This is a genomic window from Streptomyces sp. NPDC107521, from assembly GCF_055598485.1.
In genome coordinates, this window is the sequence record NZ_JBVKAT010000007.1 from 230,663 (window position 1) to 246,248 (window position 15,586).

The following is a 15,586-nucleotide window of genomic DNA, read 5'->3' on the forward strand; positions in this document are numbered from 1 at the left end:
GGTGCGGGGGCTCGAAGGCCGGGGCCCCGTCGCGAGGGGGGGACGCGGACGCGAGGGGCTGGGGACCCGGACGCGGGGTGGTGGACCCCTGTGCGGGGGCGTGGGGCGGAGGCCGAGGCCAGGGGCCCGGCTCGGGGTCACGGACCCGGCAGGCGCTCTCCGGCCCCGGGCGGCTCCCTCCGGGCCCCGGCGGCGCCTCCGGGGCCGTGCTCACTCCACGATGTGCCGTCCCTCGGGCCGGGCGCTGCACGAGGCCCGGAAGGCGCAGTGCGTGCAGTGCTGGCCCGTGGCGGGGGTGAACCGCTCGTCGAGCACCTTGCCCGCGGCCACGGCCAGCAGGTCGCCGACCCACTCCCCCTCCGGGCCCTCCAGGAAGTCCTGTGCCTGCACCTTCGGCAGGGTCTCGCCGCCGTCCCGCCTGGCCGCGCCCTGGCGGAGCTGGACGAGTTCCGCGCCCCCGGGCGCGGGCCGCGCGCCGCCGAAGGCCCCGTCGACGGCGCCCTCACGGACGGCGAGCTGGTACACGGCGAGCTGGGGGTGGCGGGCCACCTCGGCGGCGGTGGGCGCCTGCCTGCCCGTCTTGAAGTCGACGACGTAGGCGCGCCCGTCGCCGTCGGCCTCGACCCGGTCCATCTGGCCGCGGATGCGCACCCGGTGCTCACCGGCCTCCAGGGTCACGTCGAAGTCGTGCTCGCTGACCACGGGGGTGCGCCCGGCGCGGTCCATGACGTGCCACTGGAGGAAGCGTTCGAGGGCGGCGCGCGCGTCGGCCCTCTCCTGCTCCGACTTCCACGGCGCGTCGAAGGCGAGCGCGTTCCACACCGAGTCCAGGCGCTCCATGAGGACGTCGAGATCGGCGGCGGTGCGCCCGGAGGCGACCTCGTCGGCGAGGACGTGCACGACGTTGCCGAAGCCCTGGGCGGCGGTCGCGGGGGCGTCGGCCTTCACCTCGCGGCCCAGGAACCAGCGCAGCGCGCAGGTGTTGGCGAGCTGGTCCAGGGCGCTGCCGGAGAGCGTCACGGGCTGGTCCCGGTCGCGCAGCGGCACCGTGCTCTCGGTCGGGTCCCACATGCCCCACCAGCGGTGGGGGTGGGCGGACGGCACCAGGGGGCGGCCGTCCTCGTCGGCGAGGGCGGCGAGCCGGGCCAGCCGCCGGGCGGCGGCCTCCCGCAGGACGTCCGAGACGCGCGGGTCGACGGTGGTGGCGCGCAGCTCCGCGACGAGCGCCGCGACGGCGAGGGGGCGGCGGGGACGGGCGGTGACGTCGGAGGGTTCCACGCCGAGTTCGGTCAGGAACCGGGAGGGCTGGTCGCCGTCGTCGGCCGGTGCCTTCACCGCGGTCACGACCAGGCGCTCGCGCGCGCGGGTGGCGGCCACGTAGAAGAGGCGGCGCTCCTCGGCGAGCAGGGCGCCGGGGGTGAGGGGTTCGGCGAGGCCGTCGCGTCCGATGCGGTCGGCCTCCAGGAGGGAGCCCCGGCGGCGCAGGTCAGGCCACAGGCCCTCCTGGACGCCCGCCACGACCACCAGCCGCCATTCCAGGCCCTTGGAGCGGTGGGCGGTCATCAGCCGTACGGCGTCGGGGCGCAGGGCGCGCCGGGTGAGGGTGTCGGCGGCGATGTCCGCCGCGTCGACGTCCTCCAGGAAGTTGAGGGCGCCCCGGCCCCCGGTGCGCTCCTCCGCGCGCGCGGCGGTCGCGAAGAGGGCGCACACGGCGTCGAGGTCGCGGTCGGCGTTGCGCCCGGCGGGGCCGCCGCGCCGGGCGGACCGTTCGAGGCGGGCGGGCCAGGGGGTGCCCTCCCAGAGGTCCCAGAGGGCCTCCTCGGCGCTGCCGCCGGCGGCCAGGCGCTCGCGGGCCCGGCGCAGCAGCGCGCCGAGCCGCTGGGCGCCGCGCGCGTACGCCGGGTCGTGCACGGTGAGCCGTTCCGGCTCGGCGAGGGCGCGGGCGAGCAGGTCGTCGGAGGGGGCGGGCAGCGGATTGCCCGCGGCCCGCTCCTCGTCGCGCAGGGCGCGCCCGAGACGGCGCAGGTCGGCGGCGTCCATACCGGCGAGGGGGGAGGTCAGCAGGGTGAGCGCGGTCTCGGTGTCGAGCCAGCAGGGCCGTGGGGTGCCTGGCGCGGTGACGGTGTCCGGGTCGGCGGTGTCCGTGCCCGGGCCTGCATCGGCCGTGTCCGTGGCCGGGCCTGCGTCGGCGGTGTCCGTGGCTGGGTCTGCGTCGGCGGTGTCCGTGGCGGCGGTCATGTCGGAGGCGGCCGTTCCGCCGGGGGTGACGGCCCTGTCCGTGTCCGCTGCCGCACTCGCGCCGACGGCCGTTCCGGCGGCGTCGGCCGCCGAGTCCGCATCGGCGTCCGCGCTCGCCCCGGCGGCGGCCGGGTCCGTGGCGGTGGCAGTGGCAGTGGCAGTGGCCGAGGCAGTGGCCATGTCGGCCGCTGTCCCCGCGTCGCCGGTCGCGGCGCGGGTCCCCGTCCCGTCCCCGGAAGCACCGCCCGCGTCCCCCGCGGTGTCCGCGCCCGCGCCGTCCGTGCCCGTCACGCCGTCGCCGCCGGCGCGCGCGCCGTCCGCGCCCGTGCCCCCGGCCTCTCCGGGCCCGCCTCCCCCCGCGCGGGCGCGCGGCCGGGCCCCCGGGGCGTCGGCCGCCTCCGCCGAGGCCACCGCGCGCAGGGCGGTCAGCAGGGGGGCCACCGCCGGTTCGTGGCGCAGCGGGATGTCGTCGCCGTCGATGTCCAGGGGGACGCCCGCCGAGGTGAGGGCGCGGCGGACCGCCGGGATGCCCCGGGACCCGGCGCGCACCAGGACGGCCATCTCGCCCCAGGGGACCCCGTCCTCCAGGTGGGCCCGGCGCAGGATGTCCGCGATGTTGTCCAGCTCGGTGCCGGAGGTCGGGTAGGTGTGCACCTCGACGCGGCCCCCCTCCCGGTCGGGGAGGAGGTCCCGGTGGGCGCGCGCCTTGTCGGCGGGGAGCCGGGTGAGCGGCATCCGCCGGGTGAGCAGCCGGGTGGCGGCCAGCAGCGCGGCACCGGACCTGCGGGAGGTGCGCAGCACCTCGACCGGCGCGGGGCGGCCGTCCGCGCGCGGGAAGGCGTGCGGGAAGCCGAGGATGCCGTTCACGTCGGCGCCCCGGAAGGCGTAGATCGACTGGTCGGGGTCGCCGAGGGCGACGAGGGTGCGGCCGCCCCCGGCCAGGACGTGCAGCAGCCGCACCTGGGCGGGGTCGGTGTCCTGGTACTCGTCGACGTAGACGGCGTCGTAGCGCGCCGACAGCTCCGCGGCGACCTCCGGACGGCGGGCGAGGAGCACCGCCCGGTGGACCAGTTCCGCGTAGTCGAGCACGCCCTGGAGGTCGAGCACGTCCAGGTACTCCGCGAGGAAGACCGCCGCCGCGCGCCAGTCGGGGCGCCCGATGCCCCGGGCGAAGTCCTCCAGGGCGTCCGGTCCGAGCCCCAGTTCCCGGCTGCGCGCGAGCACGGCGCGGACCTCGTCGGCGAAGCCCCGGGTGGTCAGGCAGGCGCGCAGTTCGTCGGGCCAGCGCACATGGGCGAGGCCGAGCCGCTCCAGGTCGGCCTGTCCGGCGAGCAGCTCGCGCACCGTGACGTCCTGCTCGGGGCCGGACAGCAGGCGCAGCGGTTCGACGAACAGCTCGCTGTCCTGGTGGGCGCGGACCAGGGCGTAGCCGAAGGAGTGGAAGGTGGTGGCCCGGGGGGCGCGCGCGGCGCCCATGCGCAGCGCCATGCGGTCGCGCAGTTCGACGGCCGCCTTGCGGCTGAAGGTGAGCACCAGGATGCGTTCCGGGTCGCCGCCCCGGGCGATCCGGTCGGCCACGGACTCGACGAGCGTGGTGGTCTTGCCGGTGCCGGGACCGGCCAGGACCAGCAGGGGCCCGGTGCGGTGGTCAACCACGGCGCGCTGCGCGGCGTCCAGGCGGGGGGGATGCCTCCGCGCGGGTGGGGTACGGACCAGTCGGTAAGCGCCACGGTCCCCCCGCCGCCCCTGGGGGGGCGGCAGGCGCCTGGTGGAGGAAGAGGAGCTCACGTGGTTCGCCGGTCCTGGTGGGTGTGCGGGTGGGCCTTGCGTCCCTCGGTGACGGCGGCGGCCCCGGGACGAGGAGGACGCGCCCGGCCGACGCTACGCCGTCCGGACGGCCGGAGGGCGGGCCTGCCCCTCCTTCCCCCCGGACTCCCGGCCGCCCCGGTCGTCGTCGGCGCCCCGGAAGCGCGGAACGCCGGGGCCGTGCGGCACGCCCGGACCGGGTGGACCGCCCCGGCCGTACGGGACGACCCGGCCGGGGGAGGACCGGCGGCCGGCCGGCCGCCTCCCGGGCTGCGGGGCCGTCCGGTCCGCGCGGGCCACGGACGTCCCCCGCCCCACGAACGTACGCCATCCCGGGGACGTGCCCGGTCCGTCCCGGTTCCCCCGTACGGACCATCCGCCGCCCTCCGGCGCGCGGTCCGCCGGAAGCTGTCAGGTGTGATCCCTCGCGCGCTCCCCGCCGTCCCACCGGGCCCGCCCCAGATCGAGCCGGGGCACATGGCCCGTGGTGGACCGGCCCGCCTCCCTCAGGGCCGTGCCCTCCTCGCGGTAGTGGGCGAGGGCCTCCGGCTCGTGGCCGGCGAGCAGGCAGCCGTCCGCGCGGACCACCCGCCACCAGGGGACCCCGCCCCCGTAGAGGGACATCACGCGCCCGACCTGCCGGGGCCCGCCCTCCCCGAGCCACTCGGCCACGTCGCCGTAGGTCATGACGCGGCCCGGCGGAATCAGATCGGCCACGTCGAGGACCCGCTCGGCGTACTCGGGCAGCGCGTCGGCGTACTCCGGCCGGGCGTCCTCCGGAAGACCGCGCTCACTCGGAAGGCTGTGCTCGCTCACCCGCCCCATCCTGCCGCACCCCACCGACAGCGCGGCCCGCGCGCGGGTGGCCGGGGCGGGGCGCTCGCCCGGGGGCGGCGCTTCCGGCAGACTGTGCCGCCCGCACGGGCACCCTGATGCCCCCCGGTGGCGGCGCGGCATGCCACCATCGTGCGGTTGACGACCGACCTGGGACACGAGAGCAAGAAGAGGCGATGAAGCAGCAGGGTGTGCACCCCGAGGACGCCGAGGGCACCTCTGACGCCCCGGCGCGCCCCGGCGCCCCCGGGACGGACGGCGACGGCGACGGCACCGGCGGGCGCCCGCGCGGGAGCGGATCGGTGCGGGCCGCCGACCCGGCCGACGTGGCGCACATCGACGAGGTGGAGGGCGACGAACCGCTGCTCCCCGCGCGCGTGCACCGGCCCTCCGACCTGATGCGGCTCCTGGTGGGCGTGCTCGCCGTCGGCGTGCTGCTCGCGGTGGCCGCCTTCGCCCACGGCACCACCTCCGGTCTCGAACAGGACATCAACAAGGGCACCGGACAGGCCCCCGACCTGCTCATCAAGATCGCGGGGCTGGCCTCCAGCATCGCGATCCTGCTGGTCCCGGTCGCCTTCGCGATCGAGCGGCTGGTCAAACGGGACGGCCTGCGGATCGCCGACGGGGTGCTCGCGGCCGTCCTGGCGCACGGCGTGACGCTCGCCACCGACCTGTGGGTGGCCAACGGCGCCCCGGAGTCCATCCAGGAGGCGCTCACCCAGCCCTCTCCCGGGGGCGGGCACGCGCTCACCGACCCCGTGCACGGCTACCTGGCGCCGGTCATCGCCTACATGACGGCGGTCGGCATGTCCCGCAGGCCCCGCTGGCGGGCGGTGCTGTGGATCGTGCTGCTCCTGGACGCCTTCTCGATGCTCGTCACCGGGTACACCACCCCGTTCTCGATCATCCTGACGGTCCTCATCGGGTGGACCGTGGCCTACGGCACCCTGTACGCGGTCGGCTCCCCCAACGTCCGCCCCACCGGCCGGACCCTGATGGCGGGCCTGCGGACGGTCGGCTTCCACCCGGTGACCGCCGCGCGCGAGGAGGCCCCGGCGGACAGCGCCGAGAGCGGGGACCGGGGGCGGCGGTACTTCGTCACCCTGGAGGACGGTCCACCGCTGGACGTCACCGTGGTGGACCGGGAGCAGCAGGCACAGGGCTTCTTCTACCGCGCCTGGCGCAACCTCACCCTGCGCGGCTTCGCCACCCGGCGCAGCTTCCCGTCCCTGCGCCAGGCCCTGGAGCAGGAGGCGCTGCTCGCCTACGCGGCCATCGCGGCCGGCGCCAACGCGCCCAAGCTGATCGCGACCTCGGAACTGGGCCCGGACGCCGTGATGCTCGTCTACGAGCACACCGGCGGGCGCACCCTGGACTCGCTGGCGGACGACGAGATCACCGACGCGCTGCTGCGCGACACCTGGGAGCAGGTGCGGTCGCTCCAGTCCCGGCGGATCGCGCACCGCAGGCTGGTGGGGGACGCGATCCTGGTGGATCGTTCCGGCACGGTGATCCTCACCGATCTGCGCATCGGCGAGATCGCGGCGGGCGATCTGCTGCTGCGCATGGACATCTCCCAGCTCCTGGTGACCCTGGGGCTGCGGGTGGGCGCCGAGCGGGCGGTGGCGTCGGCGGTGGCGGTGCTCGGCCCGGACGCGGTCGCGGACTGCCTGCCGATGCTCCAGCCGATCGCGCTCAGCCGCTCCACCCGGGCCACCCTGCGCAGACTGGCCCGCGAGCGGGCGGAGCGGGAGCGGGAGGCCGTCCTGGAGTCGTCGCGGCTGGCCAAGCAGGCCCGCACGGAGGCCGCGGAGGCGGGGGCGACGCCCGCCGTCGAGGAGCCCGCGCCGGAGGGCCCCGCCCCGGACCGGCGCGACCGCAAGCACGAGCGGCACGACAAGAAGGCCGGCAAGAAGGCCGTGCGCGCCGAGCAGCGGGCCGAGAAGCGGGCCGTCGACGAGGCCGTGGAGGAGGCCCGCGAGGAGGACCTGCTCACCCTGATCCGGCACGCGGTGCTGCGCATCAGGCCGCAGGCTCCGGTGGAGCCGGCCCGGCTGGAGCGGGTCCGGCCGCGCACGCTGATCAGCTTCATCGCCGGCGCGATCGGCGCCTACTTCCTGCTGACGCAGCTCACCCACATCGAGCTCGGTCCGCTGATCGCGAACGCGCAGTGGGGCTGGGTGGCCGCCGCCGTGCTGTTCTCGGCGGCCAGCTACGTGGCGGCGGCGATGTCCCTGCTGGGGTTCGTGCCCGAGCGGGTGCCGTTCCCGAGGACGGTGGCGGCACAGGTCGCCGGATCGTTCGTGAAGATCGTCGCGCCCCCGGCGGTCGGCGGCGTCGCCCTGAACACGCGCTTCCTCCAGCGCGCGGGGGTGCGGCCGGGGCTCGCGGTGGCCAGCGTCGGCGCCTCGCAGCTGTTCGGGCTGGGCTGCCACATCCTGATGCTGATGTCGTTCGGGTATCTGACCGGCACGGAGAAGACGCCGTCCCTGTCCCCCTCCCGGACGGTCATCGCGGGTCTGCTGACGGTGGCGGTGCTGGTCCTGGTGGTCACCTCCGTGCCGTTCCTGCGGAAGTTCGTCGTCACTCGGGTGCGGTCGCTGTTCGCCGGGGTCGTGCCGCGCATGCTCGACGTGCTCCAGCGGCCGCAGAAGCTGGTCACCGGCATCGGCGGCATGCTGCTGCTCACCGGCTGCTTCGTGATGTGCCTGGACGCCTCGATCCGCGCCTTCGGGGACGAGACCTCGTCGATCAGCCTGGCCAGCGTGGCCGTCGTCTTCCTCGCGGGGAACGCGCTGGGCTCCGCCGCCCCCACCCCGGGCGGCGTGGGGGCGGTGGAGGCCACCCTGACGGTCGGTCTGATCGCGGTGGGCCTGCCCAAGGAGGTCGCCGCCCCGGCGGTGCTGCTGTTCCGGCTGCTCACGCTGTGGCTGCCGGTGCTGCCGGGATGGCTCGCCTTCAACCACCTGTCCCGCAAGGAAGCGCTGTAGCGACCGGACCGCCGGAGCCGCCGGGGTCTTCACGGAGGCCCCGCGCGCGCCAGGGGTGCCGGAGCGCTCCCGCGCGGGCGGGCGGTGCCTGAGCGGTCCCGCGCGCCCCGGTACGCGCGGCCCGTCCCGCGCGCCGGGAACCGTACGACGGCGCGCGCCCGCCTCCCCGGCGCGGCGCGGCCGTTCCGGGGCGCTCCCCCGGCCCGCTCCCGCCCCGCCCGGTCCCCCGTACGGCCCCCGTCCCGGGCGCTCCCCCGCGCGCGCGAGCACGATGGGCCCATGCCCTCTCCGCTCGCCCCGCGCGCCGCCGCCCTCACCGGCACCGCCCTGCTGCTCTCCGCCCTGCTGACGGGGTGCGGCGACGCCGAGGGGCAGGGGGGCGGCCTGGCGGACCAGCGGCTGGACTGGCGGGGGTGCCCGGCGCCCTCCGAGGCCGAGGGCGGCGGCGCCCCGCCCTCCCCGCTGCCGGACGGCGGCGCCTGGCAGTGCGCCACCATGAGGACGCCCCTGGACTGGAACGACCCGGGCGGGGAGACGATCGGGCTCGCGCTGATCCGGGTCCGCTCCAGCGGCGGCGCGGACCGGCGGATCGGTTCCCTGGTCTTCAACTTCGGCGGCCCCGGCGGCTCGGGCGTCTCCACCCTGCCCGCCTTCGGCAAGGACTACGAGACCCTGCGCACCCGCTACGACCTGGTCAGCTTCGACCCGCGCGGCGTCGGCCGCAGCGTCCCGGTGGAGTGCCTCGACGACAAGCAGCTCGACGCCCACTTCCAGCAGGACGCGACCCCCGACGACGCCGCCGAACGCGCGGCGCTCCTGGCCGGCACCCGGCGGTTCAACGCCGCCTGCGAGAAGCGCTCCGAACGGATGCTGCCCCACGTCCGCACCACCGAGGCCGCCCGCGACCTGGATCTGATGCGGCAGGTCCTCGGCGACGACCGGCTGCACTACTTCGGCATCTCCTACGGCACCGAACTGGGCGGCGTCTACGCCCACCTGTTCCCGGAGCGGGTCGGACGGGCGGTCCTCGACGCGGTGGTCGACCCGACGGAGACGCCCGAGCAGACCTCCCTCGGACAGGCCGGGGGCTTCCAGCGGGCGCTCGGCGACTTCGCCGCGGACTGCGTGTCCCGGGCGCAGGACTGTCCCGTCGGGGACAGCGCGAAGGACGTCGAGGACCGCATCTCGCGGCTGTTGAAGGACCTCGACCGCGCCCCGATCCCCGGCATCCCCCCGCGCGACCTCACGCAGACCGCGGCCACCGGGGGCATCGCCCAGGCGCTGTACTCGAAGGACTTCTGGGAGTTCCTCACCGAGGGCCTGGAGCAGGCGTACGAGGGTGACGGCCGGGTGCTGATGGTGCTCTCCGACGCCCTGAACGGCCGTGAGGAGAACGGCGGGTACAGCAACATCACCGCGGCCAACACCGCCATCAACTGCGCCGACGACAGGCCCCGCTACGACGCCGCGTACGTGGAGCGGAAGCTGCCCGCCTTCCGCGCCGCCTCCCCGGTGTTCGGGGAGTTCCTGGCCTGGGGCCTGGTGGGCTGCACCGACTGGGCGGTGGAGGGCGCCGCCGACCACCCCGACGTCGGCGCCGCCGGGGCCGCCCCGGTCCTGGTCATCGGCAACACCGGCGACCCGGCCACACCGTACGAGGGCGCGGCGCGGATGGCGGAGGCGCTGGGACGGGGCGTCGGGGTCCGGCTGACCTTCGACGGCGAGGGCCACGGCGCCTACGACAGCGGGAACGCCTGTGTGCGCAAGGCCGTGCACGCCTATCTGCTGGACGGGCGGCCGCCCGCCTCCGGAACCGTCTGCGCCTGACGCCGGACCAGCGGAAGCGGCAGGTCAGAACGTTGTCCACAGGCCCCGGCGGGCTTCGGGCGATCCGCCTAACATGGCGTGATCGCCGTCCGCCGCAGGGCGCGGAGGGCCTGTGAGGGGGAAATGCGCGATGACGCGTCTCGTACGGTGGACGGCCCTGGCCGCGGCCGCGGCACTGCTGGCCACGGGCTGCGGCGGCCTGCTCGGCGGGGGCGCCGGCGAGGAGCGGAGCAGTGCGCCGCCCTCGGTGTCGGCACCGCCCGGCGTGCCCGGCTCCCTGGCCTCCCAGGTGCTCACCTGGAAGCGGTGCGGGGCCACCGCCGGCGGTCCGGCGCCGGGCCGCGCGTGGCAGTGCGCCACGCTCAGGGCGCCGCTGGACTGGTCGAAGCCGGACGGGGGGACGATCGGCCTCTCGATGATCCGCAGCAAGGCCCGCGGGGGCGAGCGGATCGGTTCCCTGTTCCTCAACTTCGGCGGCCCCGGCGATTCCGGGGTGTCCACGCTGCCGTCCTACGAGGACGTCCTCTCCCGCCTCCACCGGCGGTACGACCTGGTCAGCTGGGACCCGCGCGGGGTGGCCGCCAGCAGCGGCATCCGCTGCCGCGACGACGAGGCGCTGGACGCCGCCGGGGCGGTGGACTCGACGCCCGACACCCCGGCCGAGGAAGCGGCCTTCCTCAAGGACGCGGCCGACTTCGGCAGGGGCTGCGCCAAGGCCGCCGGCCCGCTCATGTCGCACGTCTCCACCACCGACACCGCCCGTGACATGGATCTGATGCGCCATGTGCTCGGCGACCGGGAGACGCGGTACCTCGGCTTCTCCTACGGCACCGAGCTGGGCGGTGTCTACGCCCACCTGTTCCCCCGGCGGGTGGGCCGCCTGGTCCTGGACGCGGTGGTGGACCCGACGGCGGACCTCGTGGGCCACGCCGAGAACCAGGCCCGGGGCTTCCAGCGCGCGCTGGACAGCTATCTGGAGTCCACCGGCGAGGACCCCGTCGAGGGGACCGGGAGGATCGCCGAGCTGCTGGCGCGGCTCGACGCCGAGCCGCTGCCCGCCTCGTCCGGGCGCGAGCTGACCCAGACCCTGGCGATCACCGGGATCTCGCTGCCGCTGTACAGCGAGGACGGCTGGCCGGTGCTGACCAGTGCGCTGGACGCAGCGGAGGCGGGGGACGGCTCGGAGCTGCTGCGGCTCGCCGACATGTACAACGAGCGGGACGAGTCGGGCCGGTACGGCACGATGGGCCACTCCCAGCGGGTCATATCGTGCCTGGACGACAGGCGGCGGCCGACGGTGGAGGAGGCGAGGGCGCTGCTGCCGGAGTTCGAGGAGATCTCCCCCGTGTTCGGGGCGTTCATGGCCTGGGACACGGCCGGGTGGTGCCGCGAGTGGCCGGTGCGGGGGCAGCGCGACACCCCGGAGGTGAGCGCGCCGGGCGCCGCCCCGGTCCTGGTCGTGGGCAACACCGGCGACCCGGCGACGCCCTACGAGGGGGCCCGCAGGATGGCGGACGGCCTGGGCAAGGGGGTGGGCGTGCTGCTCACCTGGGAGGGCGAGGGCCACGGCGCCTACGGCAGCGGGAGCGACTGCGTGGACTCGGCCGTCGACGCCTATCTGCTGGAGGGCAGGGTGCCGGAGGACGGCCGGGTCTGCTCATGACGACGGCGGGGGCCCCGGGCACCCGTGGTGCGCGAGGCCCCCGCCGTACGGGGAGCACGTCCGGGGCACGGGCCGCGGGCGGCCCGGTGCTCCGGAGGACCGGTGCCCGGTCAGTAGATGGGCTTCTCCGGCTCGATCTGGTTGACCCAGCCGACCACGCCGCCGCCGAGGTGCACGGCGTCCGCGAATCCGGCCGACTTGAGCACCGCCAGGACTTCCGCACTGCGGACACCCGTCTTGCAGTTCAAGACGATCTTCTTGTCCTGCGGAAGGCTGCCGAGGGCGGAGCCCATGAGGAACTCGTTCTTCGGGATCAGGCGGGCGCCCGGGATGGAGACGATCTCGAACTCGTTCGGCTCGCGGACGTCGATGAGCTCGATGTTCTCGCCGTCGTCGATCCACTCCTTGAGCTGCTTGGGAGTGATCGTGGAGTCGGCCGCCGCCGCCTGGGCCTCCTCGGACACGACGCCGCAGAAGGCCTCGTAGTCGATGAGTTCGGTGACGGTCGGGTTCTCGCCGCAGACCGCGCAGTCGGGGTCCTTGCGGACCTTGACCTGGCGGTACTGCATCTCCAGGGCGTCGTAGATCATCAGGCGGCCGACCAGCGGCTCGCCGATGCCCGCGAGGAGCTTGATGGCCTCGTTGGTCTGGATGGAGCCGACCGAGGCGCACAGCACGCCGAGGACGCCGCCCTCGGCGCAGGACGGGACCATGCCGGGGGGCGGGGGCTCCGGGTAGAGGCAGCGGTAGCACGGGCCGTGCTCGGACCAGAAGACCGAGGCCTGACCGTCGAAGCGGTAGATGGACCCCCAGATGTACGGCTTGTTCAGCAGCACACAGGCGTCGTTGACCAGGTAGCGCGTCGCGAAGTTGTCCGTGCCGTCGACGATGAGGTCGTACTGGCTGAAGATGTCCATCACGTTGTCGGCTTCAAGCCGTTCCTGGTGAAGGATCACGTCGACGTACGGGTTGATGCCCTTGATGGTGTCCCGGGCGGACTCGGCCTTGGAGCGGCCGATGTCGGCCTGGCTGTGGATGACCTGGCGTTGCAGGTTCGACTCGTCGACCTCGTCGAACTCCACGATGCCGAGGGTGCCGACACCGGCGGCCGCCAGGTACATCAGGGCCGGGGAGCCGAGGCCGCCCGCGCCCACGGCGAGCACCTTGGCGTTCTTCAGCCGCTTCTGCCCGTCCATCCCTACATCGGGGATGATCAGGTGGCGGGAGTACCGGCGGACCTCGTCTACGGTGAGCTCGGGGGCGGGCTCGACCAGGGGTGGCAGCGACACGGGGACTCCGTTTGTCGGTCAGTGATTACGGTTCTTCCGCTCGTAACACTGCCACGGCCTTTTTCATTCCGAGACACCCGTCCCGGCTTCCGAGACAATTCCGTCCCAGTACCCGGGCAGGGCCTCCCAGGGGGTGCCGCGGGCGGCCCCGTCGGCACGGCCGGCGCGGTCGGTGAAGTAGACGGTGGCGGCCCCCTGCCAGCGGGCTATGCGCAGCGCCTCCTCCAGATGACCGCGCGGTACGCCGTGCACGAAGTGGCAGAAGCGGTCCGGCGGATGGGCGGCGGTCCACTCGGCCGCCCGGGACCAGCGGTGGTCGCTCCAGGCGCCGGAGAAGGTGACGAGTTGGTCGGCGTTCTCGGCGTAGCCGGGGTGGGGATGGGTCCCGTGGCCGAGGACGAGGTGGACATCGTCACACAGCGCGCGGAGCGCGCCGGCGGTGCGGCGGACGGCGGGCAGGCCGGACCGTCCGGAGGGGCATCGGTCGAGGAGGAAGCCGCCGACCCGGTACCGGTCGAGGTACCGCTCCGCGTCGGCGAGCAGGTCGGCCGGGCCGCGCGCGCCCCAGGCGGCGTCCAGGTGGCCGAGCACCCCGACCCCGGCGCCGCGCAGCCGCCCGGCGACTTCCAGGCAGCTCGGGTCGAGATGGGCGCCGGGCCCGTCCGCGACGTTGAGGACCCCCCAGTGCAGGGGCGCGCCGGGGGTCGCGAGAGCGGCCCACGCGGCGGGCGCGAGGAGGGGGTGGGCCGCGCCCGGCACGCCGAGGCCGCTGCGGACCCGGGTGCCCGCCGCGCCGGTGACGGCGCGGTCAGATACGACACGCGGCCTCCATCCAGATGTCCGCGAGGGATTCCTCCAGGTTGATCCGGGGGCGCCAGCCGAGCCGGTCGCGCGCGGTGCGCACATCGGCCTGCTGCCAGCCGCCGCAGCCGTCCGGGTAGGGGTGGGCGACGGGGGTGACGTGGTCGGGGTCGCCGCGGTGGGCGAGACCGTCGCGGTGATGCCCTGCCGGGTCGGGGCGGTGGTGGCCGAGGACGTCGGCGCGGTGCACGAGGGCCTCGGTGCGCGGATGGCCGATGGTGGGCCGCAACACCCCGGGAGGGGCGTCGAGTTCGTGCAGGGCGCCGCCGTAGCCGGCGACCCGGGCGAGGGTGGCGGCGGCGTCGCGCAGCCGGACGGCGCGGCCCGAGCCGATGTTGATCACGCCCTGGGCGGCGGAGAGGGAGGCGGCGTGCACGGCCCGGGCCACGTCGCGGACGTCGACGAAGTCGCGCTGGGCGCCGAGTCCGCCGAGCCGGAGCTCCCCGTCGCCGGACTGCATGGCACGCCGCATGGCCTCCGCGAGCCGCCCGAGGGGGGAACCGGCGGGGGTACCGGGACCGGCGGGTGAGAAGACCCGCAGGACCACGGCGTCCAGGCCGGAACCGAGGACGAGTTCGGTCGCGGCGAGCTTGCTGACACCGTACGGGCCGCCCGGGCGGGGCACCGCGTCCTCGGCGGTGGAGGAGCCGGGCTGGCTGGGCCCGTACTCGGAGCTGCACCCGATCTGGACCAGGCGGGCGCCGCAGCCGCTGCGCCGCAGCGCCTCGCAGACGGTGGCGACGGCGACGGTGTTGTGCCGGGTCAGTTCGCGGGCCCCGCCCCGGGTGGCACCGGCGCAGTTGACGACGACGCCGGGGTGGACCGCGTCGAGGAAGCGGGTGAGGGCGCCGGGGCTGCCGGTGGCGAGGTCGAAGCGGACGTCGGCGTCGTCGCCCCGGCCGAGCGCGGTGAGCTGGACGGCGGGGTCCGCGAGCAGGCGGTCGGCGACGAAGCGGCCGAGGTAGCCGTTGGCTCCGATCAGCAGGACTCTCATCGCGCGGCTCCCGGTGCCGAGGCGTCGGGTCGGGAGGTGGTCATCTGCGGGTCTCCTTCGAGAAGGTGGTGCGGGGTGGGCGTCCGGGGAGCGCGCGGTCGGCGCGGTCGCTCCGCGGGCGCGGGGGCCGGGGCTCCGGTGAGCCGTCGGCACGCGTGGATCAGCAGGATCAGGGCGCCGGCGGAGCAGGCCGCGGCGGGTACGGAGGCCGGGCCCCAGACGGTGACGAGGGCCTGGACCGGCAGGGCCACGGGGTCCAGCCCCGGCAGCCGCCCGGCGAACACGACGGCCAGGGCGGCGGCCTCGGCGATCGCGGCGGCACCGACGACGAGGGCGGCGCCCCGGGAGCCGCCGTGGACGGCGAGGAGCCGGGCGAGCAGGAGCAGCGCCCCCAGGGGAAGCGCCTGGAGCAGGGCGACGGGCTCGCCCAGGAGCCGCCCGGTCAGCGCGAGCAGACCCGCCAGGGCGGCCAGGTACAGGGCGACGGCGCCGAGCAGCAGAGGAGGCGTGACGCCCGGGAGGCCCGCCGTCCCCGGGCCGGGGGCCGGTCGGCGGCGGGCCGAGGTGGTGCGGAGGCGGCTGGTGAGCAGGCGGGCGGCGACGGCGGCGGGCGCGCAGGACAGGGCGAGGGCCAGGACGGGACCCGCGGTGGCGGGCCAGGGGCCGTCGGCGGCGCCGGTGGGCGGACCGTCGGGGCCGCCGGTGAGCGCGGTCGTGAGCAGCCCGTCGCCGAGGAGGGCGTAGCCGAGGAGCCAGCAGACGCCGGGGGCGGTGCGGAAGCGGGGGGCGGAGCCCGGACCGGGGCCGGGACTGAGGCCGGGGCCGGGACTCGGGCGCGTGCCGGAGTCGGGGTCGGTGTCGGGAACCGGGCCAGCGCCGGGACCCGGCTCGGGGTCGGGACCTCGGCCGGTGCCGGGGCCTCGGCCGGAGCGGGCGCAAAGGTCAGCGTCGCGAACCGGGCCAGCGCCGGGACCCGACTCAGGGACGGGACCTCGGCCGGTGCCGGGGCCTCGGCCGGAGCGGGCGCAAAGGTCAGCGTCGCGAACCGGGCCAGCGCCGGGACCCGACTCAGGGACGGGAC

At 76.1% G+C, this 15,586-nt stretch carries 9 protein-coding genes; 3 read left to right on the forward strand and 6 right to left on the reverse strand.

The window, feature by feature from the left end; all coding sequences use genetic code 11:
• Positions 1-210: 210 nt before the first annotated feature.
• Positions 211-4,026: an ATP-dependent helicase gene (locus ACZ7LB_RS13785; RefSeq protein ID WP_471467905.1), complete on the reverse strand. Its 3,816-nt coding sequence runs from the start codon at positions 4,024-4,026 to the stop codon at positions 211-213.
• Between the two features lie 429 nt (positions 4,027-4,455).
• On the reverse strand, positions 4,456-4,869 hold the full coding sequence (locus ACZ7LB_RS13790) for an MGMT family protein (protein ID WP_471467906.1): 414 nt from the start codon (positions 4,867-4,869) through the stop codon (positions 4,456-4,458).
• A gap of 185 nt (positions 4,870-5,054) precedes the next feature.
• On the opposite strand from ACZ7LB_RS13790, the gene ACZ7LB_RS13795 reads away from it, so the two are divergent.
• The 3 genes from ACZ7LB_RS13795 (at position 5,055) to ACZ7LB_RS13805 (ending at position 11,361) form a co-directional block, all read left to right on the forward strand.
• Entirely contained in the window at positions 5,055-7,871 is a 2,817-nt protein-coding gene (locus tag ACZ7LB_RS13795; RefSeq protein WP_471467908.1) for a lysylphosphatidylglycerol synthase domain-containing protein, read from the forward strand.
• Positions 7,872-8,150: 279 nt separating this feature from the next.
• Complete coding sequence (locus tag ACZ7LB_RS13800) at positions 8,151-9,698, forward strand: alpha/beta hydrolase (RefSeq protein ID WP_471467910.1); 1,548 nt, start codon at positions 8,151-8,153, stop codon at positions 9,696-9,698.
• 130 nt (positions 9,699-9,828) lie between these two features.
• On the forward strand, positions 9,829-11,361 hold the full coding sequence (locus ACZ7LB_RS13805; RefSeq protein WP_471467912.1) for an alpha/beta hydrolase: 1,533 nt from the start codon (positions 9,829-9,831) through the stop codon (positions 11,359-11,361).
• A 110-nt stretch (positions 11,362-11,471) separates the two neighbouring features.
• Here ACZ7LB_RS13805 and moeZ read toward each other — a convergent pair whose 3' ends face one another.
• The 4 genes from moeZ to ACZ7LB_RS13825 all read right to left on the reverse strand — a co-directional run.
• Positions 11,472-12,650 (reverse strand): adenylyltransferase/sulfurtransferase MoeZ, encoded by a 1,179-nt coding sequence (gene moeZ / locus ACZ7LB_RS13810; protein ID WP_471467914.1) that lies wholly within the window; start codon positions 12,648-12,650, stop codon positions 11,472-11,474.
• Positions 12,651-12,713: 63 nt separating this feature from the next.
• Entirely contained in the window at positions 12,714-13,409 is a 696-nt protein-coding gene (locus ACZ7LB_RS13815; protein ID WP_471467915.1) for a spherulation-specific family 4 protein, read from the reverse strand.
• Positions 13,410-13,458: 49 nt separating this feature from the next.
• The gene (locus ACZ7LB_RS13820; RefSeq protein WP_471467917.1) at positions 13,459-14,505 is read right to left on the reverse strand and encodes an NAD-dependent epimerase/dehydratase family protein; all 1,047 of its coding nucleotides are present in this window, start codon (positions 14,503-14,505) and stop codon (positions 13,459-13,461) included.
• A partial coding sequence (locus ACZ7LB_RS13825) for a hypothetical protein (protein ID WP_471467919.1) occupies positions 14,502-15,586 on the reverse strand: 1,085 nt, incomplete at its 5' end. The genes ACZ7LB_RS13825 and ACZ7LB_RS13820, both read right to left, overlap by 4 nt.

Excerpts from the sequence above, each read along its gene's own strand:
- ACZ7LB_RS13820 (WP_471467917.1), bottom strand. The coding sequence starts at position 14,505 with ATGAGAGTCCTGCTGATCGGAGCCAACGGCTACCTCGGCCGCTTCGTC.
- ACZ7LB_RS13805 (WP_471467912.1), top strand. The coding sequence starts at position 9,829 with ATGACGCGTCTCGTACGGTGGACGGCCCTGGCCGCGGCCGCGGCACTG.
- ACZ7LB_RS13800 (WP_471467910.1), top strand. The coding sequence starts at position 8,151 with ATGCCCTCTCCGCTCGCCCCGCGCGCCGCCGCCCTCACCGGCACCGCC.
- ACZ7LB_RS13790 (WP_471467906.1), bottom strand. The coding sequence starts at position 4,869 with ATGGGGCGGGTGAGCGAGCACAGCCTTCCGAGTGAGCGCGGTCTTCCG.
- ACZ7LB_RS13795 (WP_471467908.1), top strand. The coding sequence starts at position 5,055 with ATGAAGCAGCAGGGTGTGCACCCCGAGGACGCCGAGGGCACCTCTGAC.